Raw genomic sequence first — 20,277 nt, 5'->3', positions numbered from 1 at the left:
TCCCCCGGGTCCCCGGCTATTTGCGCGCGCGAGCGTCCGCGCGCCCGGGGCCCGTCCGGAAGAAGGATTTCAGCGTCTCCAAAAGCGACGGCGTCTTGACTTCGCTTTGCTCGCCCAGCGCCTGGGTGATGCGATCGAGGATGATCGCCAGCAGCACGATGCCCACGCCGCCCTTGGTGGCCGCGCCGACATCGAGCCGACCCAGGCCGGTATAGACCGTCAGCCCCAGCCCGCCGGCGCCGATCAAGGCGGCGATCACCGCCATCGACAGCGCCAGCATCAGCGTCTGGTTCAGGCCCGCCATGATCGTGCGCAGCGCCAGCGGGATCTGCACGTCCCACAGCACCTGCCGGCGGGTTGAGCCAAAGGCATAGGCCGCCTCCACCAGCTCGCCCGAGACGTTGCGGATGCCAAGGTTCGTCAGCCGGATGATCGGCGGCAGCGCGAAGATGATCGTGGCGATGATCCCGGGCACCATCCCGACGCCGAACAGCATGACGATGGGCACCAGGTACACGAAGGACGGGATCGTCTGCATGATGTCGAGGATCGGCCGCATGATCTTGGCGAAGCGGTCGCTGCCCGCCGCGGCAATCCCCATAGGAATGCCGACGACGGCGCAGAACACCACCGCCGTGACGATCATCGCCAGCGTCGTCATCGTCTGGTCCCACACGTTGATCAGGTCGAGGAAGATCAGGGCGACGAAGGTGAAGATCCCGACGCCGCGTCCCGCAGCGACCCAGGCGATCAGCGCCGCGACCACCGTGAACAACGGCATCGGGATCGCCTGAAGGAAGTAGTTCAGCGCATCGAGCACCTGCGCCACCGGCCACTCGATGGCATGGAAGGCGCCGCGGAAATTCGGCACCAGCCATCCGTTGACGAAGCTGTTCACCCAGTCTCCTAAAGGGATCTGGACGTAGTCCGAGGGTCTCCACATGTCCAAGCCTCCCCTTTATCCGCTGGCCGCGATGGCAACCGGGGGCTGGTCGGTCTCGGGGTCTTCCTCACCTCGCCTGTCCTGAGCGGCGATCTGGGCGAAGACCGCGTCGGGTTCGGCAACTCCGGCAAGGCTGCCGTTCCCGTCGAACACCGCGACCGGTAGTCCATTCGCGCAAAGCCGGTAGAGCCGGTAGAGATGCGTGCCGGTCTCGGCTCGCGGGTAATCGCGGATCACAGCCCCGGCCAGGCCGCCGCCGTGCTCGCGCTGTGCCCGGGCGAGGTCGCGGTAGGTGACGAGCCCGGCGAGCTTGTCTCCCTCCATGACGTAGAGCGCGTCACGTTTCAGCTTCTCCATGCGGGCGAGCGCGGTCTGAACGGTGTCGCTGGCGAGGTCGAGCGCCTCCGGCTCGACCATGGCGCTGTCGATGGTGAAGACCCGCGAGCGGTCGATGTCGTGGGTGAAGTCTGCGACGTAGTCGTCCGCCGGGTTGGCCACGATGTCCTCGGCGGTGCCGACCTGAACGAAGCGGCCTTCCTTCATGATGGCGATCTGGTCGCCCAAGATCAGCGCCTCGTGCAGGTCGTGGGTGATGAAGATGATGGTCTTCTGCAACTCCTGCTCGAGCTGCAGCAGCTCGTGCTGCATGTCGCGCCGGATCAGCGGGTCGAGCGCCGAGAAGGGCTCGTCCATCAACAGGACCTCGGCATCGGTCGCCAGCCCGCGCGCCAGTCCGACGCGCTGCTGCATCCCGCCCGAGAGCGCCTTCGGCAGACGGTCGGCCCATGCCTTGAGGCCGACCTGGTCCAGGGCCTTGAGTGCGCGCTCGCGCCGCTCGTCCGAGGCGACGCCGCGGATCTTCAGGCCGTACTCGGCGTTCTCGCAGACCGACATGTGCGGGAAAAGAGCGAAGTGCTGGAAGACCATGGAGACCTTCTCGAGGCGGATTCTGCGCAACGTCTCGCGATCGGCGCTGACCACGTCCTCGCCGTCGATCAGGATCTCCCCCGACGTCGGCACGATCAGCCGGTTGAGCATGCGCACCAGCGTCGACTTGCCCGAACCGGAGAGACCCATCACAACGAAGATCTCGCCCGCCTCGACGTCGAACGAGACACCCTGAACGCCGATGGTCATTCCGGTCCGGGCGAGGATCTCGTCCTTGCTGCGGCCCTCCTCGAGCATCGCGAGGGCGCGCTTCGGATCGGAGCCGAAGATCTTGTAGACGTTCCTGGCCGATACCTTCTTGGTCATTCGCTTCTTCTCGCCTTCGCGGCAGGTCTCCTGCCGTCTTGTTTCTTCGTTTCGCCGACCGACGTCGCCCGGAACGGAACCTTCCGTAGGCTACGGTCGACGGGGTCGCGCGCTGCCCGCCCCAAAGTGAACGGGCGACCGGCGGAGGGACTGGTCGCGCAGCACGGTGCGGCCTATGACGTTGGCGGAAGTTCGGGGCTCGGACCGGGCGAAATGGGGGCTCGCGGCATAACCGCCGCTTTCGAGCGACGGAAACCGGAGGCGCACCATGGGTGCCCGGCCCCTCGCCGACGTCCGCCTTGAGACGCAGCGGCCCCTCTCGGGCACCCGCTGCGAGACAGACACGCTCGCCGATGTCGGACTAGGTAATGGGGATGGCGCGGCTGTCAACCGCCGGTTGGGCGCGAGGCTCGCGCCGATCCGTCGCGCCCGCCGAGGCTCGTCTGCGGCGGGCGGATGCGCTAGGCATCGGGTGGGACCGACCCTTGGAGGATTGGCCAGATGACGCATGAGAGCGACGACGCCAAGGGCTACGCCTCGCCTGCCTGTTCCCTGCACGAGGTGGACCGCGGCTACGCGGCGGGCGGGGAGAGCCTGAGCGACCCGCGCGAGGTGGCGCGCTGGCGCAGGGCCGAGCGGGAGCGGCTGATTGCGGCGCGCCTGGCCGTGCCGGCGGCCGAGCGGGCAGAGGCGGCCGATGCCATCGGGCACGAGCTGGACCGGCTGGTGGAGATCTCCGCGGGAGCGGTGGTCAGCGCCTACTGGCCGTTCCGCGGCGAGCTGGACCTGCGGGGATGGCTGAGGAGCGCCATCGGGCGCGGCGCAAAGGCGGCGCTGCCGCTGGTAGTCGCGAAGGGACAGCCGCTGGTGTTCCGCGAATGGGGACCTGGCACGAAGATGGAGCGCGGGGTGTGGAACATCCCGATCCCGGCGGCCGAGAGCCCGCAGATCGTTCCCAACATCGTGATCGCGCCGCTGGTCGGCTACGACCCGGGCTGCTACCGGCTCGGCTATGGCGGCGGGTTCTACGACCGGACGCTGGCGGCGATCCCCAGGCCGCGGCTGGTGATCGGCGTCGGCCTGCCGCTGACGGCGCTGCGCACGATCCATCCGCAGCCGCACGACATCCCGATGGACGTGATCGTGACCGGCGCGGGCGCGGTGCGCTGGCGCGCGGGTGTCGGGGGTGGCCATGGCGGGCAAGGCTGACATCCGCGTGAAGCGGGCCTACGAGGACGCCGCGCCGGGAGACGGGCGGCGCATCCTGGTCGACCGGATCTGGCCGCGCGGCCTGACCAAGCAGAAGGCCGCGATCGATCACTGGTCGAAGGCAGCGGCCCCGAGCACGGAACTGCGCAAGTGGTACGGCCACGACCCCGAGCACTGGGAGGAGTTCCGGCGGCGCTATTTCGCCGAGCTCGACGGCAACTTGGAGGCCGTCGCCGAGTTGCGCGCGGCGGTCGGCGCGGGCCCGGCAACGCTGGTCTTCTCGTCGCGGGAGGCGCGCTACAATAACGCCGTGGCGCTGAAGGAGTACCTAGAGCACAAGGGCAAGGAATGACTCTCGGCCAGATCTACCCGATGCCCGCCACGGAGGCGGGCAAGGCCATCGTCTCGGCCGCCGCCGAAAGTGTCCACACGTGGACAATAGGTCAAGCCATTGATTTCATTACAGTCCGCATTTGGACGGCATTTATGGTTAACGCTCATACGGCCTAGCGAACACCGATTTTCCTAACGCCGCACCCGCAGGAACCGCGGCTTCACCTCGGCCTCGACGCGCTCCATGTAGGCCTGCGCCGCCAGCATGTGCTCGCGCATGATCTCGTGCGCGGCGGCGGCATCATGGGCACGCAGGGCGCGAAGCAGGCGGAGCTGGTAATGCAGCGCGGTGTCGCGCAGCTCCGGGTTCGGGGCGTCATAGATGCGCCGGCACACGGCCATCTCGCGCAGCATCGTCTGCAGGAAGCCGCAGAAGAAGCCCAGGAGCCGGTTCGGGCACAGCTCGGCCAGCACGGTGTGGAAGTCAAGCTCGGCGAGGCGCTGGGCGTATTCCTCGCCGGCGTCCTTGGGCGGCGCGTCGTAGAGGTGCATGACGCGCTCGAGGCGGGCGAAGTCCGCCTCGGCGATGGTCTCGGCCACCGCCGCGGCCATCAGCGGTTCGAGTTCGCGCCGCACGGCGTAGATCTCGGCGATGCTGGGCGGGTCGAAGACGAACAGGTTGGAGAGGAGCTCCATAGCGCGCGCGGGCGCAATCTCGGCCAGGAACAGGCCGCCGCCGGGGCCTGTGCGCGAGCGCACGAGGCCCTGGGCGGAAAGCGCCGAGAGCGCCTCGCGGACCGAGCTTTTCGAGGCCCCGAACATCTCGATCAGCGCGCGCTCGGTGGGCAGCCGCTCGCCCGGCTTCAGGCCGTCGGCGACGATCATTTCCTTGATCTTCTCGGAGATCGAGTCGTGGCGGCGAGGACGCGGGATGGCGGCCTCGGTCATCGCGCGCCCCCCTGGTCGAGGGGGCGCCAGCAGGCGGCCTCGGTGCGGCCCTCCCCGTTCGTCAGGGCCGGCCGCTCGGCGCGGCAGCGCTCGACCACGCGCGGGCAGCGCGAGGCGAACGAGCAGCCCGGCGGCGGCTGCGTCGGGTCGGGCAACTCGGCGGGGGCGCGCTCGGGCTCGATGCGGCGGGAGCCGGGCACCGGTGCCGAGCGCATCAGGAGCGCCGTGTAGGGGTGGCGCGGGCTGCGGAACAGGTCGCGGGCGCGGCCGGTCTCGACCACGCGGCCGAAATACATCACCGCGACGCGGTCGGAGACGCTCTCGACCACGCTGAGGTCGTGGCTGATGAAGATATAGGTCAGGCCATATTCCCTCTTCAGCCGGGCCAGCAGGTTCAGGACCTGCGCCTGGATCGAGACATCGAGGGCGGAGACCGGCTCGTCAAGCACGATGGTGGATGCCTGCGCCGCCAGGGCGCGGGCGATGGCGATGCGCTGGGCCTGGCCGCCGGAGAACTCGTGCGGGTAGCGCACCAGGAACTCCTCGCGCAGCCCGACGGCGTGCATCAGCTCGGCGAGGCGAACCCGCCGCTTCGGGGCCGGCAGGCCGAGCAAGCGGCGCATCGGCGCCTCGAGCGCCTGGCGAATGGTCTTGCGCGGGTTGAGCGAGGAGACCGGGTCCTGGAAGACATACTGCACCCGGCGCGGGATCGAGCGCGGCTCGCGTCGGACCAGCTCGGCCATGTCGTCGCCGCCGAGACGGATGCTGCCGCCGGTGGGGCGGTCGAGGCCGATGAGCATGCGCGCCAGCGTGGACTTGCCGCAGCCGGACTCGCCGACGATGCCGAGCGTCTCGCCCCGGGCCACCGCGAGGTCCACGTCGGTCACCGCGTGCACTGCCTGGCGCTCGGTGCCCCAAAGCGTGCGGCCGCCGCCGAAGACACGGGTGAGCCCGTTGGTTTCGACGGCCGCGGTCATGCCTGGCTCGACAGCGGCTTGACGCAGCGGGCGGCGCGGCCCTCGCCCACCTTGTCGAGAGCGATCTCGCCCTCGCGGCAGCGCGCCTCGGCATAGGGGCAGCGGTCAGCGAAGTGGCAGCCCTGGGGGAGCCGGTCGACGGCAGGCGGCATGCCTTCGATGGCCTCCAGCCGCCGCCCGGGATCGCCGAGCACCGGGACGCAGCGGATCAGGCGCTCGGTGTAGGGGTGCGAAGGCGCCCGAAGAAGGGCCTCGGTGGGGCCGATCTCGACGACGCGGCCGGCATACATTACCGCGACGCGGTCGCACAGCTCGGAGACGACGCCAAAGTCGTGGGTGATGAAGAGCACGGCCGAGCCCCGCTCGGCGGCCAGCCGGCGCATCAACTCCAGCACCTGGGCCTGCACGGTGACGTCGAGGGCGGTGGTGGGCTCGTCGGCGATGATCAGGTCGGGGTCGTTGGCCAGCGCCATGGCGATGCACACGCGCTGGCGCATGCCGCCCGAGAGCTCGTGCGGATAGGCGCCGAAGCGCCGGCGGGCCGCGGGGATCTGCACCTTCTCGAGCAGGTCGACCGCGGCCTCGCCGGCCTCGCGGCGCGACAGCGGGCGGTGCGCGCGCAGCGCCTCGGCGATCTGCTCGCCCACGGTGAACAGCGGGTGCAGCGTGGTCAGCGGGTCCTGGAACACATAGGCCACCTGCCCGCCGCGCAGGCGGCGCAGCTCGCGCCGGCCCAGTGTCAGCGTGTCGGAGCCGTCGAACAGGACCTGTCCCCCGACGATCATGCCCGGCGGCGTGGGCACCAGGCGCATGAGCGAGAGGGCCGTGACCGACTTGCCCGAGCCGGATTCGCCGACGAGGCCGAGGCGCTCGCCCGGAGCGATGGTGAAATCGACCCCGCCGACGGCCTTGTGGACACGCGGACCGACGTGGAACTCGGTGCGGAGGCCGTCGACGACGAGGAGGCCGTCGCCGGCGGGCTTGCCCGCGGCGCGGCCGCGGGCGACGGCGGTGGCCGCGCTGGGCGCGACCAGCGCGCCGGACTTGAGCCGTGGGTCGAGAAAGTCGCGGATGCCGTCGCCCAGGAGATTCACGCTCATCACCAGCGCGAAGATCATCAGGCCGGGGACGATGGACACGAATGGCGCGGTGAACAGGAGCTTCCTGCCCTCGCCCAGCATTGAGCCGAGATCGGCCTGCGGCGGCTGGGCGCCCAGCCCGAGAAAGCTGAGGCCCGCGGTCTCCAGCACCATCCAGCCGAGCGTGGTGGTCATGGTGATGACGATGGTCGGCAGAACGTTGGGCATGATCTCGCCGAACAGGATCAGGCTGGGCCGCGCGCCCGAGAGGCGGGCGGCGTCGACGAACTCGCGCCGGGCGAAGCCCAGCGTGACGCCGCGGATGCTGCGCGCGAAGAAGGGGATGTTGACGATGGCAATGGCGTAGAGCGCGTGGAGCAGGCCGGGGCCGAGCACCGCGACGATGGCCAGCGCCAGGAGGATGTAGGGAAAGGCCATCACCAGGTCGATGCAGCGCATCAGGATGCCGTCGACCCGCCCGCCGGCATAGCCCGCGACGAGCCCGATCAGCGACCCGATCAGCGCCGCGATCGCGGTGGCGCTGAGCCCCACGGCGATGGAGACCCGGGTGCCCCACAGGAGCCGCGAGAGCAGGTCGCGGCCGAGCTGATCGGTGCCGAGCAGGTGGCCCGCGGCCCCGGGGCGCAGCAGGCGGTCGGCCGGCGCGGTCGCGTCGGGATTGGCGAGCGGCAGCACGGGCGCGAGCAGCGCCAGGAGCACGATCACGGCAAGCACGACGAGACCCAGCGCGGCCAGACGGTTGCGCACCAGGAGGCGCAAGGCGCTCGGCCGGCCGCTGGCGGCCCGGGCACCGGCGGGAAGGCTCGCGGCCTGGGTCATGACCTGAGCCGCGGGTCGAGCACGGTCTGGGCGATGTCGGCGAGCAGGTTGAAGAACACGTAGCTGGCCGCCACCACCAGCACGCCGCCCTGCACCAGCAGGATGTCGCGCGTCGAGATGGCGTTGACCAGCATCCGGCCGATGCCCGGCCACTGGAACACGGTCTCGATATAGACCGCACCGCCGATCACGAAGCCGGCCTGGATGCCGATCACCGGGATGACGCTGACCAGCGCCGCCTTGAAGGCGTGGCGGTAGATCACGCCGCGCTCGGCCACGCCCTTGGCGCGGGCGGTGCGGATGTAGTCCTGCCGCAGCACCTCGAGCATGGCGGTACGGGTGAGCCGGGCGATCACCCCGGTGGCCACCACCGCGAGCGTGAAGGCCGGCATGGCGAGGTGGCGCAAAAGATCCGCCGGACCGGCGCCGCCATAGACCTCGAACATGCCCGAGGCCGGCAGCCAGTGGAGGTCGACGGCGAACAGCATGATCATCAGCAGGCCGAGCCAGAACGAGGGCATCGAGATGCCAATCAGCACCAGGAAGGTGACGATGCGGTCGGTCCAGGTGAACTGGCGCACCGCGGCAACGACGCCGCCGATCAGGCCGAAGAAGGAGCACAGCAGCAGCGACGTGGCGGCGAGGATCAGCGTCGCGCCGAAGCGCTCGAACACCACGTCGGCGACCGGCCGGTCGAGCGCGTAGCTGCGGCCCATGTCGCCGTGCAAGAGGTTGCCGGCCCAGGTGAGGTACTGCTCGGGCAGAGACTTATCCAGCCCGAGCTCCGCATTCAGCCGCGCCACGTTCTGGGGCGTGGCGTAGGCGCCGAGGATGGCCGTCGCCGGGTCGCCCGGGATCAGCGCCATCATCGAGAAGACGATGACAGAGAGCCCGAACAGGATCGGGATCGTGGCCAGCAGCCGCTTGCCGATATAGGCCCACATGCGCCGAGTGGGAGCGGCGCGGGGCCGGTCGACCCCGTGGCCGCCCCCTCCCCCGTCAGTCCTTGGACACGTCGTGCAGCAGCAGGAAGAAGGAGGGCTGGAGCTTGAAGCCTTTCACCCGCGCGTTCGTCACCGCGTTCTGCTTCCAGTTGGCGACGAAGGCCCAGGGCGCGTCGTCGTGCACGATCTCCTGCATCTTCTTGTACAGCCGGGCGCGCTCATCCCGATTGGTCGAGCGCCGGGCCTGCTCCAGCAGCTTGTCGACCTCGGGGTTCGAGTAGTAGCCCGAGTTGAAGCCGCCCTTCGAGGGGAAGGCCCCGGTCCTGAGCGTGAGATAGGGCAGCGTGTCGGGGTCGTTGGTCATCCAGGCCATCTCGGCCATGTCGGCCTTGCCCTCGAGCCCGGGGTTCACCTTGCCGAGGAAGGTGTTCCACTCGTAGGTCTCGATCTTGACGTGGAAGCCCACGGCTTCGAGGTTGGCCTGGATCGCCGTGCCCATCGCCACCGGGTCGAGCATGCCCGAGCCGCCCTGAGTGACGTAGAAGGTCAGGTTGGCGCCCTCGACCCCGGCCTCCTTGATCAGTTGCTTCGCCTTCGCGGGATCGTAGGGATAGGGCTTCAGCGAGGTGTCATAGGCCCAGGAGAAGGCCGGCGCGATCGGGCCGGCGGCAACCGCCGCAGTGCCCTGCAGCACATTGTTGACGATCGCCTTCTTGTCGATGGCATAGTTGACCGCCTGGCGCACGCGCTTGTCCGCCATCGGCCCGTCCTTGCAGTTCAGGATCAGGAACCAGACATGGGGCCCGACCTGCTCGTGCACCTTGTAGTTGGGGCTTTTCTGGAACTGCGCGACGGAGTCGGGCGGCACCTCGACCATCAGGTCGACGCCCCCCGAAAGCATCTCGGCGACCCGGGTGTTGGCGTCGGTGATCGGGCGGAACACGACCGCCTTGAGGCTCGGCGCGCCGTCCCAGTAGTCGGGGTTGCGCTTGACCACCACGCGCTCGTTCGACTTCCACTCGACGAAGCGGAAGGGGCCGGTGCCCGACGGGTGGCGGCCGAACTCCTTGCCGTACTTCTTCACCGCGGCTGGCGAGACGATCAGCCCGGTGGGATAGGCGAGGTTGGACAGGAACGGTGCGTAGGGCTCCTTCAGCGTGAAGCGCACGGTGTGCGGGTCAACTGCCTCGACCTTGTCGACGGCGCTGAAGAAGAAGCTGAGCGGGAAAGGCCCCGTGTCGTGGTAGGGGTTGTCCTTGTTCAGCATGCGCTCGAAGTTGAACACCACGGATTGCGCGTTGAACGGCGTGCCGTCGTGGAACTTCACGCCCTTGCGCAGATGGAAAGTGTAGACCTTGCCGGCGTCGCTCACGGTCCAGTCCTTGGCCAGCGCCGGCTCGACCTCGAGCGTGCCGGACTTGTAGCGCACCAGCCCATCGTAGAGGTTCATCAGGATGCGGAAGTCGTTGACCGCGGTATCCACCTGCGGATCGAGCGACTTCGGCTCGGCGATCTGCGCGACGATCAGGACACCGGGCGGCGTCTGGGCGGGCAATCGGGCCGGGGTCGCTGCGAATGCGACGACGGCCATCGCGCAAGGCGCGAAGCTCCGCGCGAGGACGAGGCGGAGGAATCCGGAGATGCTGGACATCGGGGCGGCCTCCCTGTTTTTAGCCTTGGCCGGTCTTTGCGGCGCGTGATTGGACACCCTGAAAATATTCATGATAAATACGCAAAATGCAATTATTGATCATGATAATTTGCCGCATGGGCCGGGTGAGCCGCCCAGAGAGGAAGTGAATGGCTGAAAGCAAAGGGAATTCACCGCTCGACGCTCTCGCCATCGACCTCGACCGGCTGCGGGCCGACCTCGCCGCGGTGAACCGAATCGGCACTATCGAGGGCCTGCCGGGCATCAACCGCGTGAGCCTGTCGGACGCCGACATGGCCGGGCGGCGCTGGCTGATGCAGCGGCTTCAGGAGGCGGGGCTTTCCGTGCACATGGATGCGGTCGGCAACGTCTTCGGCCGATGGGATTGCGGCGGCGGCCCGGCGGTGCTGGCCGGCTCGCACCTCGACTCGGTGCCGATGGGCGGTCCGCTCGACGGGGCGCTGGGGGTGGTCGCGGCGCTCGAGGCGGTCAGGGCCATGAAGGAGGCGGACATCGTGCCGGCCCGGCCGGTCGAGGTGGTCGCCACCTCCGACGAGGAGGGGCGCTTCGGCGGCATGCTGGGCTCGCAGGCGATCTGCGGTCAGGTCACACCCTCCTGGATCGAGGCCGCTGCGGACGAGACCGGCATGCGGCTGGTCGACGCCATGCGCGCCCAGGGTCTGGACCCCGACGCCGCCGATACCGCGGCGCGCGATCCGGCCGAGATTGCGGCGTTCCTGGAGCTGCACATCGAGCAGGGGCCGGTGCTGGACCGCGCCGGCGGGGCGGTCGGCGTGGTCGACGTGATCTCCGGCGTGTTCAACTGGACGGTGACGCTGACGGGCGAGGCGAACCATTCGGGCTCGACCCCGATGGATATGCGCCGCGACGCCTTCCGCGGTTTGGCCGCCTTCGGCGAGGCGATCGACGGGGTCGTAACGCGGGCCGGCACGCGGGAGGCAAAGCTCACCGTCGGCAAGGTGGCGCTGAGCCCGAACTTCCCGCACACGGTGGCCGGAGAGGCCGAGTTCTCGATCATCGGCCGCGAAATCGAGGAGCAGGCGATGCGGCGCCTGGGCGAGGCCTGCCGCGAGGAGATTCACCGCGCGGCCGAGGCGCACGGCCTCGCCGTCGCGATCCGCGAACACAGCTGGCTGGCGCCGGTCGCACTCGACCCCGGGCTCGCCGAAATGCTGCGCGCGGAGGCGGGGCAGCTCGGCCTTGCGCACAGGACCATGCCCTCGGGCGGAGGGCATGACGCGCAAACCTTCGCAAGCGTCACCCGATCGGCGCTGGTGTTCGTGCCCTCGGTTCGCGGCATCAGCCACGCACCCGAGGAACGCACCGACTGGAGGGACGTGGAGCGCGGCGCGGCATTGCTCGCCCGCGGTATCGCGCGGCTCGCGGCCTGACGCCCTGGCCGTCGCTTCCGGCCCTGTCATAGCCGCACCCGGGCATCCGGCGACCTGTGATCCGCGCCAAGAAAGGGGGCAATGCCTGGTCGCCGGCCCGTTCCATTCCGTCGCGGAGGCCAAATCGGGGCTTTCGTTGACTCGGACGGCGCGGCTGTGCTGCTCTAGGCACCTTGCGACGACGAACGAGGGCAACCGATCAGGGAGAGAAACATGCGTCGTACCCTTCTGAAGACCATCGCGGCGGCGACGGGCCTGGCGCTCGGCCTCACCGCGACGGCGGTTTCCGCCAAGACCTTGCTGGAGAAGGCCAAGGCGGGTGAAGCCATTCGCATCGGCTTCGCCAACGAGGTGCCCTGGGCCTATCCGGGCGACAACAACAAGCCGCTGGGCTTCGTGAACGCCATTGCGGTCGACGTGTTGCACAAGATGGGCATCAAGAACATCGAGCCGGTCGTCACCGAGTGGGGCGGCCTGATCCCCGGCCTGCAGGCGAAACGCTTCGACCTGATCACCGGCGGCATGTACATCCTCAAGAGCCGTTGCGAGAACGTCGCCTTCTCGGCACCCGTGGCCGCGGTCGGCGATGCCTTCATCGTGCCCAAAGGCAACCCGAAGGGCATCGAGACCTACAAGGACATCAAGGCCAAGGGTGCGACGCTGGTCACCGGGGCCGGCTACAACATCATCGAGGTGGCCAAGAAGGAAGGTATCCCCGAGAGCCATATCATGACGGTGCCGGGGCCGACCGAGATCCTCGCCGCCGTTCGCGCCGGCCGGGCTGACGCCGGCGGCGTGACCTACTTCACGGCGAAGAACCTCGCCAAGCAGAGCGGCGGCACCGTCCAGGTGACCGATCCGAGCAAGCTGCCCGCCTACACGCGCAACTGGGCGGGTATCGCCTTCCGCAAGGGCGACACAGCATTCCTCAAGGCGTTCAACAAGGCGCTGGCCAGCTATATGGGCTCGCCCGAGATGATGAAGTCGGTCGAGCAGTACGGCTACGACAAGTCGAACATCCCGGCCAAGGACGTCACCGCCAAGTGGGTCTGCGAGCACCGCTGACCCGGCGCGACTGATCCGTCACAACGGTTCGGCGGCCCGGCAGGGCCGCCGACAGGAAAACAGGGGAGCCGATGTCCTATACCGACTTCCTATCGCAGTACGGCACCCGCTTCGTCTCCGGCGCCGTCACGACCATCGAGCAGACGGTGCTGGCCATCCTCGTAGCCGTCTCGATCGCCTTCCTCATGGGCCTGATGCGGATGTCGCACAACATCCTGGTCCGGGGCTTTGCCACCATCTACATCGAGATCTTTCGCGGCACCTCGCTGCTGGTGCAGCTCTACTGGATCTTCTTCGTCCTGCCGCTGTTCGGGCTCACGCTCGACAAGTTCACCGCCGGCTTCGTCGCCGTCGGGATGAACATCGCCGGCTACGGGGCGGAGCTTGTCAGAGGCGGCATCCTGTCCGTGCCCAAGGGCCAGTGGGAGGCGACCACGGCGCTGAACATGTCGCCCACGAAGCGCATGGTGCGGGTGATCTTCCCGCAGGCGCTGCTGAACATGCTGCCGCCCTGGGGGAACCTGTTGATCGAGCTCTTGAAGGGCACCGCGCTGGTGGCCCTGATCTCGGTCGCCGACCTGATGTTCGTCTCCAAGCAGATCAACGGCTCGACCTTCCTCTCGGCGCAGGCCTTCGGCACGGCGCTGATCATCTACTACGTGCTCGCGCGGGGGGTGATCTCGCCCTGCGTGCGACGGCTCGAGCATGGCCTGGCGCGCAAGATGGGGAGGGCCTGAGCCATGCATTGGCGCTGGGACTTCGCTCTCCAGATCCTGCCCCGGCTGATCGAGGCCACCGGGAACACGCTGCTCGCGGCCGGCGGCGGCTACGGCATCGCCATGGTGCTGGGCCTGATATTTGCGCTGGCCCAGCGCACGCCGGTTCCCGGGCTCGGGCGTACGGTGCGCGAGCTGGTCGAGGTCGTGCGCTCGACGCCGCTGGTGCTGCAGATCTTCTTCGTCTTCTATGTCGGCCCGCAGTTCGGCGTGCGGCTGTCGCCCTGGACCGCGGGGCTGATCGCCATCGGGCTGCACTATGCCTCCTACCTCTCCGAGGTCTACCGCGGCGGCATCGACGCCGTGCCCCGCGGCCAGTGGGAGGCATGCAAGGCGCTGAACCTGAGCACGGTGCGCACCTACTACCGCATCGTCCTGCCACAGGCGCTACCGCCGGCCCTGGCCGGCATGGGCAACTACCTCGTCGGCATCTTCAAGGACACGCCGATGCTCTCGGTGATCGGCGTGGCCGAGCTGATGCACGAAGCCAATGCGATAGGATCGGAGAGCTACCGCTTTCTCGAGCCCTACACGATGGTCGGGGCGATCTTCCTCGCCATCTCGCTGCCGACGGCCGCGGCCATCCGGGCCTTCGAGCGGCGGGTCCGGATCGCGCTGGGGATGAGCAAGTAAACCAAACCAGTGAGTTCTTGCGCCATGTTGATGCAGGACTACCCTCTCAGGCACGAGACGCGGAATCGGCGAAAAGCCGCCTGCAGAGGAGCTATGCGACCACGCCTGTTCAGCATCGCGGCGACGGCGAAGTGGCTTGGCACGGCCGTGGCGATAGCCCTGTTCGCGGTGCCGGCGCTGGCTCCGGCCCAGACCGGATCGGCCGCGGCCGGCAGCGGCGCGCAGTCAGGCGCCCCACAGGTCGAGCTCTCGCCCGTCAATGCCTACCGTCTGGCCTTGCTCGAGATGCGGGGACACCTGAGCGTCGCACGCGAGCTGGTCCAGCTGGGCCTGCCGGGCGCGAAGTATCACATGGGCCCCGCCCTGGAGCAGATCTACCAGAGAATCGCCGATCCGCTGGCCAAGCGCGATGCCCCGCTGTCGGAGGGCACGCTGCGCGAGCTCAAGAACGCGTCGAGCCTGGAACGGACGCGCGCGCTTCCCGCGATCGAGTCGGCGGTGAACGCCATCAACGGCAGCTTCGCGCAAACGGGAGCGCTGGACGCAAAGTCGGTGCTCGCCCTGGTCGGGGGGCTCCTGCGCAACGCCGTCGCCGACTACGATGCGGCCGTCAGTAACAACGACGAGGTGAATAACCTGCAAAAGTACCAGACCGGACGGGGCCTCGTGACCCAGGCCGAAGCGCTGGTCCGCCATTCCGGCGCGCTCGCCTCGCGGCCGGGACAGGCCGATCTGCTCAATGTCGTGGTGCTGATCCGGCAGTCATGGCCCGGCGTCATGCCGCCGCCCATCGTGTTCGATCCGAGGCTTGTGCGCCAACGCCTCGATCAGGCCGAAGCGATCATGAAGAAGATGAAGTGACCGACCACGTCGCGAGATAAGGCAACCGGACGAGGACGCGCGCCGGCCATGGACCGGGGGATGGAGAAGACATGAAGGAATACTCAACCAACGACTTCCCGGCGAAGCTGGGCTCGGACGCGCCGATGGTTCGCTTCTCCAAGGTCAGCAAGCGCTATGGCGAGTTGACCGTTCTCGACGAGCTCGACCTCGATGTGACCGAGGGCGAGATCATCTCGATCATCGGCCCTTCGGGTTCGGGCAAGACCACCGTGCTGCGGATGCTGATGACGCTCGAGACGATCGACGAGGGCGTGATCTACGTCGACGGCGAGCCCCTGACCCACATGGAGCGCGGCGGCAAGCTGGTGCCCGCCAACAACAAGCACCTGCGCCGCATGCGCGGCAAGATCGGCATGGTGTTCCAGCACTTCAACCTGTTCCCGCACATGACCGCGCTGGAGAACTGCATGGAGGCGCCGGTGCACGTGCTGGGGCTGCCGAAGAAGGAGGCGCGCGAGCGCTCGGAGCAGCTTCTCGAAATGGTCGGCCTGGCCGACAAGAAGGACCAGCACCCAACGCGGCTGTCGGGCGGGCAGCAACAGCGCGTCGCCATCGCGCGCGCCCTGGCCATGCGGCCCAAGGTGATGCTGTTCGACGAGGTGACCTCGGCGCTCGACCCGGAGGTGGTGGGTGAGGTGCTGGAGGTCATCCGCACGCTCGCCCACGAGTACAAGCAGACCATGCTGATGGTCACGCACCAGATGGGGTTTGCGCGCGAGATCTCGCACCGGATCTGCTTCTTCTTCGCCGGGAAGATCGCCGAGGCGGGACCGCCCAACCAGCTTTTCACCGAGCCGCAGAACCCGCGCACCAAGCAGTTCCTCTCCGCCGTGCTGGAGGCGGGCTGAGGCATGGGAATGACGCTGGCCGACGTGATCGCCGCGCGGCGCACCATCGCCGGCGTGGCGATCGAGACGCCCCTGGTGCCCTCCCCCTTCATGGAGGGGATTGCCGGGCACGATTTCCTGCTCAAGCTCGAGATCACTCAGCCCATCGGAGCGTTCAAGCTCAGGGGCGCGGCGAACGCCGTGATGCGGCTGCCGGACGGCGTGGCGGGCGTGACCTGCTGCTCCACCGGCAACCACGGCCGCGGCGTTGCCTATGCCGCGCGCGCCCGCGGCATCCGCGCGGTGATCTGCATGTCCGCGCTGGTGCCGAAGGCCAAGGTCGAGGGCATCAGGGCGCTGGGGGCCGAGGTCAAGATCGTCGGCCGCAGCCAGGACGACGCGCTGCGCGAGAGCCTGCGCCTGGTCGAGGAGGAGGGGCTGATCGAGATCTCCCCCTTCGACGACCCGCTGGTGATCGCCGGCCAGGGCACCATCGGGCTCGAGCTGATGGAGCAGCGACCCGACCTGTCCGCGATCCTGATCCCGCTTTCTGGCGGCGGGCTGGCGGGCGGCGTGTCCCTGGCGGCCAAGGCGATCAATCCCAAGGTGCGCACCATCGGCATCACCATGGATCGGGGCGCAGCGATGCATGAGTCGCTGCGCGCCGGGCACCCGGTCGAGGTCGAGGAGGTGGCGAGTCTGGCCGATTCGCTGGGCGGCGGCATCGGGCTGGACAACCGGCTGACCTTCGGGCTGTGCCGCGATCTTCTCGACGAGATCGTGCTGGTCACGGAGGACGATATCTACCGTGCCATGCAGACCGTCTACCACGAGGACCGCATCGTCTGCGAGGGCGCCAGCGCGGTGGGCGTCGCCGCGGTCCAGTCCGGCAAGCTGTCGCTTTCGGGCCCTGCGGCGACGATCGTGACCGGGCGCAACCTGGACATGCGCGTGCATGCAGACATCATGCAGGGCCGCGACGTGGCCCTGGGAGACCTGACGATCAAGGGCCGACCCTATGCCGCGTGACATCCTGGTGCTGACCGAGGCGGAGCTGCGCGCGCTGGTCCGTCTCGATCTCGCCGCCGTCGACACCGTCGAGCGCGCCTTCTCCGCGCTGGCCACGGGCGGCGTGGTGATGCCGCCGATCCTGTCGATGGAGATACCGGACGCCCACGGCGAGGTGGACGTCAAGACCGCCTATATCCCGGGCTTCGAGAGCTTCGCTATCAAGGTCAGCCCCGGCTTCTTCGACAACCCCAAGCTGGGCCTGCCCAGCCTGAACGGGCTGATGATCCTGTTCTCCGCCCAAACCGGGCTGGTGGAGGCGCTGCTGCTCGACAACGGCTATCTCACGGATGTGCGCACCGCCGCCGCGGGGGCGGTGGCGGCACGTCACCTCGCGCCCGAGGTTGAGTGCGCCGGGGTCCTTGGCAGCGGCGTGCAGGCGCGGCTGCAGTTGCAGGCGGCGCATCTCGTGCGCCGCTTCGGCCGCGCCCTGGTGTGGGGCCGCGACGCGGACAAGGCGCGGGCCTGCGCCGAGGACCTCTCCGCAACCCTCGGCATCGAGGCGACAGCCGAGGCCGACCCGGCGCGCGTCGTCGCGGAAAGCCAGCTGGTGGTCACGACCACGCCGGCGCGCGAGCCGATCCTAAAGGCCGAGTGGCTGCACCCCAGTCTGCATATCACGGCGATGGGTTCGGACCAGGCCGGCAAGAACGAGATCGAGCCCGCGGCCCTGGCCCGCGCCGATATTTACGTTGCCGACCGGATCAGCCAGTGCGAGAAACTGGGCGAGCTGCGCTCCGCCCTTGCCGCGAGGCTGATGCAGGCCGAGCGCATCCCCGAGCTTGGCCAGGTCATCCGCGATCCCGCGCTTGGCCGCCGCGCGCCCACCGACATCACCATCGCCGACCTCACGGGAACCGGCGCCCAGGACACCGCCATCGCGGCCTATGTCTTCGCGCTGGCGAAGCGTCAGGGTGCCGGCACAGTCATCCAGGCATGAGCCCATGCACAAGAACCCCTTCACGGACGACGAACTCGCGGCCCGGCTCGCTGCCGTGCGGCGCGAGATGGCCGAGCAGGACCTCGACACCGTGCTCGTCTCGACACCCGAGAACATCTTCTACCTGATCGGCCTCGACCACTGGGGCTACTTCGCCACGCACCTGCTGGTCGTGCCGGCCGAGGGACAGATGACACTGGTCACGCGCGCCATGGAGCGGGTCTCGATCAACCACCAGGTCCGCAACGCGCTGTTTGCCGGTCACGAGGACAGCGAGACCGCCGCCGACATGACCATCCGCCTGCTCGATCGTGCTGAGAAGGCGCGCCACCAAGGCGAGGCGGTGCTGGGCGAGGTCCACGAGGCCCTCGGACAGCACCCCGGGCACCCGACCCGAATCGGCGTCGAAACCTGGTCGAGCGCGCACAGCTATGGCTTCGGGCAGGCCATCCGCGCCTCCTTCCCGCAGGTCGAGTGGGTCGACATCACCGGCGTGATCGACCGCCTGCGCCGGGTGAAATCGCCCGCCGAGCAGGAGTTGATGCGCGCCGCCGCCCGCATTTCGGACGCCGCGGCCCAGGCCGCCATTGCGGCCATCCACGACGGCGCGAAGGAGACGGACGTCGCTGCCGAGTGCGTGGCCGCGATGATCCGTGCCGGCGGCGACACGCCGGGCTTCGGCCCCTTCATCCGCCCGGGCTCGCGCCTCGGCGAGGAGCACGCCACCTGGGGCGAGGGCAGCTACCGAACCGGCGAGCCCGTGTTCCTCGAGCTCTCGGGCTGCATCAGCCGCTACCACGCGCCGCTTGGCAGGCTCGTGCACATCGGCGCGCCGCCCGAGGCCGACCGCCGCATGGGCGGCATCGCCGAAGAGGCCTTCGAGGCGGTGCTGGGCGCGTTGCGCCCGGGTACCCTCGCCCGCGACGTCTACGCCGCCTGGCAAGGCGTGGTGGACGCGGCCGGTCTGTCGCACTATCGCCGGCATCACTGCGGCTACTGCGTGGGCATCGGCTTTCCACCATCCTGGACGGGCGGCAACACGGTGACGGGGCTGCGCCACGACTCCGATCTCGAGATCCGCGAGGGCATGAGCTTTCACATCCTCTCTTGGCTCATGGGCACCGGCCAGGGCGATTTCTTCCTCTCCAACGCCGTGCTGCTGGGCCCGGACGGGCCGGAGGTGCTGACGCGCTCGCCGCACTTCCCCGAACGGTGACCGGCTTTCGGGCAACGACTAGACTTAGCGCATGAAGGTCGGAAACAGGACCCGAGGCGCGAGGCTGCGCGTCGTGCTCGAGCCGGACATCGCCATCGGGCCGGGCAAGGCCGACATCCTCGAAGGCATCCGCGAGACCGGCTCGATCGCCGCCGCCGGCCGGCGCATGGGCATGAGCTACAAGCGCGCCTGGCTGCTGGTCGAGACCATGAACCAGCTGTTTCGCGAGCCGCTGGTCGCCACCGAGCGCGGCGGCCCCTCGCATGGCGGCGCCAGGCTGACCGCCACCGGCGAGCAGGTGCTCTCCATCTACCGCCGCATGGAGCGGCGCACCGCCAAGGCCGTCGGGCCGGAGATGGAAGCGTTGCGCGCCTTGCTCGCCGACCTGCCCGATTGACGGTTGCGGGCGGCCTTTCTCACCCGATATGTATAAGCAAACATGTCGAAACCCGAGCCGAGGCAAAGATGATCTCGCGCCGCCTGTTCCTCCACGCCGCCGGCTTCACTGCCGCCGCGACCCTGTTGCCCCGGGTCGCACCTGCTGCGGGAAGCTTGATCGTCGCGGCGGCCGCCGACCTCCAGTTCGCCCTGCCCGAGATTGTCGCCGCCTTCGAGAAGAAGACCGGCGAGACCGTACGGATCAGCTTCGGTTCCTCGGGCAACCTGTCGCGACAGATCCGCCAGGGCGCGCCGTTCGGCCTGTTCCTTTCGGCCGATGAGCAATACGTGCTGCGTCTCGCCGCAGACGGCTTTACGCGCGGCAAAGGCGCGGTCTATGCGCTCGGCCGCATCGCGCTGGTGGTGCCGCACGGCTCCCCGCTCAAGCCCGACGGCAGCCTCGACGACCTCGCCCGAGCACTGCACGCGGGCCGCGTCACGCGCTTCGCCATCGCCAATCCGGCGCACGCGCCCTATGGCAAGCGCGCCGAGGAAGCGCTGCGCCACCGCGGCCTGTGGAAGGCCATCCGGCCCAAGCTCGTGCTTGGCGAAAACGTGGCTCAGGCGACCCAGTTCGCCGTCTCGGGCAATACCGACGGCGGCATCGTCGCCCAGTCTCTCACCATGGCGCCGAAAATCAGGGCAAAGGCGGACTCCGCCCTGATCCCGGCGGACTGGCACAGCCCGCTGAGGCAGCGCATGGCACTGACCAGGCAAGCCGGACCCGCGGCCGAAGCCTTCTACAAATTTCTCGAAGGACCACAGGCCCGCGCCATCCTGAAGCGCTGGGGCTTTTCGCTGCCCGGCCAAGGGAGTTGACA

General features: G+C 68.8%; 20 protein-coding genes. 13 read left to right on the top strand and 7 right to left on the bottom strand.

Annotated elements, in window-relative coordinates:
* Positions 1 to 16 precede the first annotated feature (16 nt).
* Both AC32QD_RS10300 and AC32QD_RS10295 read right to left on the bottom strand, forming a co-directional pair.
* Positions 17 to 943, bottom strand: coding sequence for an ABC transporter permease (locus tag AC32QD_RS10300; RefSeq protein ID WP_492010407.1), 927 nt, complete (start codon positions 941 to 943; stop codon positions 17 to 19).
* A gap of 15 nt (positions 944 to 958) precedes the next feature.
* Positions 959 to 2,197 (bottom strand): quaternary amine ABC transporter ATP-binding protein, encoded by a 1,239-nt coding sequence (locus tag AC32QD_RS10295; protein WP_492010406.1) that lies wholly within the window; start codon positions 2,195 to 2,197, stop codon positions 959 to 961.
* A 501-nt stretch (positions 2,198 to 2,698) separates the two neighbouring features.
* Here AC32QD_RS10295 and AC32QD_RS10290 point away from each other — a divergent pair.
* Positions 2,699 to 3,406, top strand: a complete 708-nt coding sequence (locus tag AC32QD_RS10290; protein ID WP_492010405.1) for a 5-formyltetrahydrofolate cyclo-ligase — start codon at positions 2,699 to 2,701, stop codon at positions 3,404 to 3,406.
* On the top strand, positions 3,390 to 3,758 hold the full coding sequence (locus AC32QD_RS10285; protein WP_492010404.1) for a DUF488 domain-containing protein: 369 nt from the start codon (positions 3,390 to 3,392) through the stop codon (positions 3,756 to 3,758). The genes AC32QD_RS10290 and AC32QD_RS10285 overlap by 17 nt, the downstream gene beginning before the upstream one ends.
* Before the next feature lie 173 nt (positions 3,759 to 3,931).
* Here AC32QD_RS10285 and AC32QD_RS10280 read toward each other — a convergent pair whose 3' ends face one another.
* The 5 genes from AC32QD_RS10280 to AC32QD_RS10260 are packed head-to-tail and all read right to left on the bottom strand — an operon-like array spanning position 3,932 to position 10,118.
* On the bottom strand, positions 3,932 to 4,687 hold the full coding sequence (locus tag AC32QD_RS10280; RefSeq protein ID WP_492010403.1) for a FadR/GntR family transcriptional regulator: 756 nt from the start codon (positions 4,685 to 4,687) through the stop codon (positions 3,932 to 3,934).
* Positions 4,684 to 5,664 (bottom strand): oligopeptide/dipeptide ABC transporter ATP-binding protein, encoded by a 981-nt coding sequence (locus AC32QD_RS10275; RefSeq protein WP_492010402.1) that lies wholly within the window; start codon positions 5,662 to 5,664, stop codon positions 4,684 to 4,686. The genes AC32QD_RS10280 and AC32QD_RS10275 overlap by 4 nt, the downstream gene beginning before the upstream one ends.
* Positions 5,661 to 7,583 carry a dipeptide/oligopeptide/nickel ABC transporter permease/ATP-binding protein gene (locus tag AC32QD_RS10270; protein WP_492010401.1) on the bottom strand — a complete coding sequence of 641 codons (1,923 nt, stop codon included), beginning with the start codon at positions 7,581 to 7,583 and terminating at the stop codon, positions 5,661 to 5,663. Before AC32QD_RS10270 ends, AC32QD_RS10275 begins: the two co-directional genes overlap by 4 nt.
* Positions 7,580 to 8,527 carry an ABC transporter permease gene (locus AC32QD_RS10265; RefSeq protein ID WP_492010400.1) on the bottom strand — a complete coding sequence of 316 codons (948 nt, stop codon included), beginning with the start codon at positions 8,525 to 8,527 and terminating at the stop codon, positions 7,580 to 7,582. The genes AC32QD_RS10270 and AC32QD_RS10265 overlap by 4 nt, the downstream gene beginning before the upstream one ends.
* 55 nt (positions 8,528 to 8,582) lie before the next feature.
* Entirely contained in the window at positions 8,583 to 10,118 is a 1,536-nt protein-coding gene (locus AC32QD_RS10260; RefSeq protein ID WP_492010425.1) for an ABC transporter substrate-binding protein, read from the bottom strand.
* A 209-nt stretch (positions 10,119 to 10,327) separates the two neighbouring features.
* Here AC32QD_RS10260 and AC32QD_RS10255 point away from each other — a divergent pair, with 209 nt between their 5' ends.
* The 11 genes from AC32QD_RS10255 (at position 10,328) to modA (ending at position 20,275) form a co-directional block, all read left to right on the top strand.
* The gene (locus tag AC32QD_RS10255) at positions 10,328 to 11,590 is read left to right on the top strand and encodes a Zn-dependent hydrolase (RefSeq protein ID WP_492010399.1); all 1,263 of its coding nucleotides are present in this window, start codon (positions 10,328 to 10,330) and stop codon (positions 11,588 to 11,590) included.
* Between the two features lie 213 nt (positions 11,591 to 11,803).
* Complete coding sequence (gene ehuB / locus AC32QD_RS10250) at positions 11,804 to 12,655, top strand: ectoine/hydroxyectoine ABC transporter substrate-binding protein EhuB (protein ID WP_492010398.1); 852 nt, start codon at positions 11,804 to 11,806, stop codon at positions 12,653 to 12,655.
* A gap of 71 nt (positions 12,656 to 12,726) precedes the next feature.
* The gene (gene ehuC, locus AC32QD_RS10245; protein ID WP_492010397.1) at positions 12,727 to 13,392 is read left to right on the top strand and encodes an ectoine/hydroxyectoine ABC transporter permease subunit EhuC; all 666 of its coding nucleotides are present in this window, start codon (positions 12,727 to 12,729) and stop codon (positions 13,390 to 13,392) included.
* A gap of 3 nt (positions 13,393 to 13,395) precedes the next feature.
* The gene (gene ehuD, locus AC32QD_RS10240) at positions 13,396 to 14,064 is read left to right on the top strand and encodes an ectoine/hydroxyectoine ABC transporter permease subunit EhuD (protein ID WP_492010396.1); all 669 of its coding nucleotides are present in this window, start codon (positions 13,396 to 13,398) and stop codon (positions 14,062 to 14,064) included.
* Between the two features lie 93 nt (positions 14,065 to 14,157).
* Positions 14,158 to 14,925 (top strand): hypothetical protein, encoded by a 768-nt coding sequence (locus AC32QD_RS10235; protein ID WP_492010395.1) that lies wholly within the window; start codon positions 14,158 to 14,160, stop codon positions 14,923 to 14,925.
* A gap of 71 nt (positions 14,926 to 14,996) precedes the next feature.
* On the top strand, positions 14,997 to 15,815 hold the full coding sequence (gene ehuA / locus AC32QD_RS10230) for an ectoine/hydroxyectoine ABC transporter ATP-binding protein EhuA (protein ID WP_492010394.1): 819 nt from the start codon (positions 14,997 to 14,999) through the stop codon (positions 15,813 to 15,815).
* A 3-nt stretch (positions 15,816 to 15,818) separates the two neighbouring features.
* A complete protein-coding gene (gene eutB, locus AC32QD_RS10225) occupies positions 15,819 to 16,823 on the top strand; it encodes a hydroxyectoine utilization dehydratase EutB (protein WP_492010393.1) in 1,005 nt (334 codons plus the stop codon).
* On the top strand, positions 16,813 to 17,802 hold the full coding sequence (locus AC32QD_RS10220; protein ID WP_492010392.1) for a cyclodeaminase: 990 nt from the start codon (positions 16,813 to 16,815) through the stop codon (positions 17,800 to 17,802). Before eutB ends, AC32QD_RS10220 begins: the two co-directional genes overlap by 11 nt.
* A gap of 4 nt (positions 17,803 to 17,806) precedes the next feature.
* Entirely contained in the window at positions 17,807 to 19,018 is a 1,212-nt protein-coding gene (locus AC32QD_RS10215) for a M24 family metallopeptidase (protein WP_492010391.1), read from the top strand.
* A gap of 31 nt (positions 19,019 to 19,049) precedes the next feature.
* Entirely contained in the window at positions 19,050 to 19,415 is a 366-nt protein-coding gene (locus AC32QD_RS10210; protein ID WP_492010390.1) for a winged helix-turn-helix domain-containing protein, read from the top strand.
* Positions 19,416 to 19,483: 68 nt separating this feature from the next.
* A complete protein-coding gene (gene modA, locus AC32QD_RS10205) occupies positions 19,484 to 20,275 on the top strand; it encodes a molybdate ABC transporter substrate-binding protein (protein ID WP_492010389.1) in 792 nt (263 codons plus the stop codon).
* Positions 20,276 to 20,277: the final 2 nt, after the last annotated feature.

The organism is Thermohalobaculum sp. (assembly GCF_058622915.1).
The sequence above is the reverse complement of the archived record's forward strand: the minus strand, read 5'-3'. Positions and strand labels throughout refer to the sequence as shown.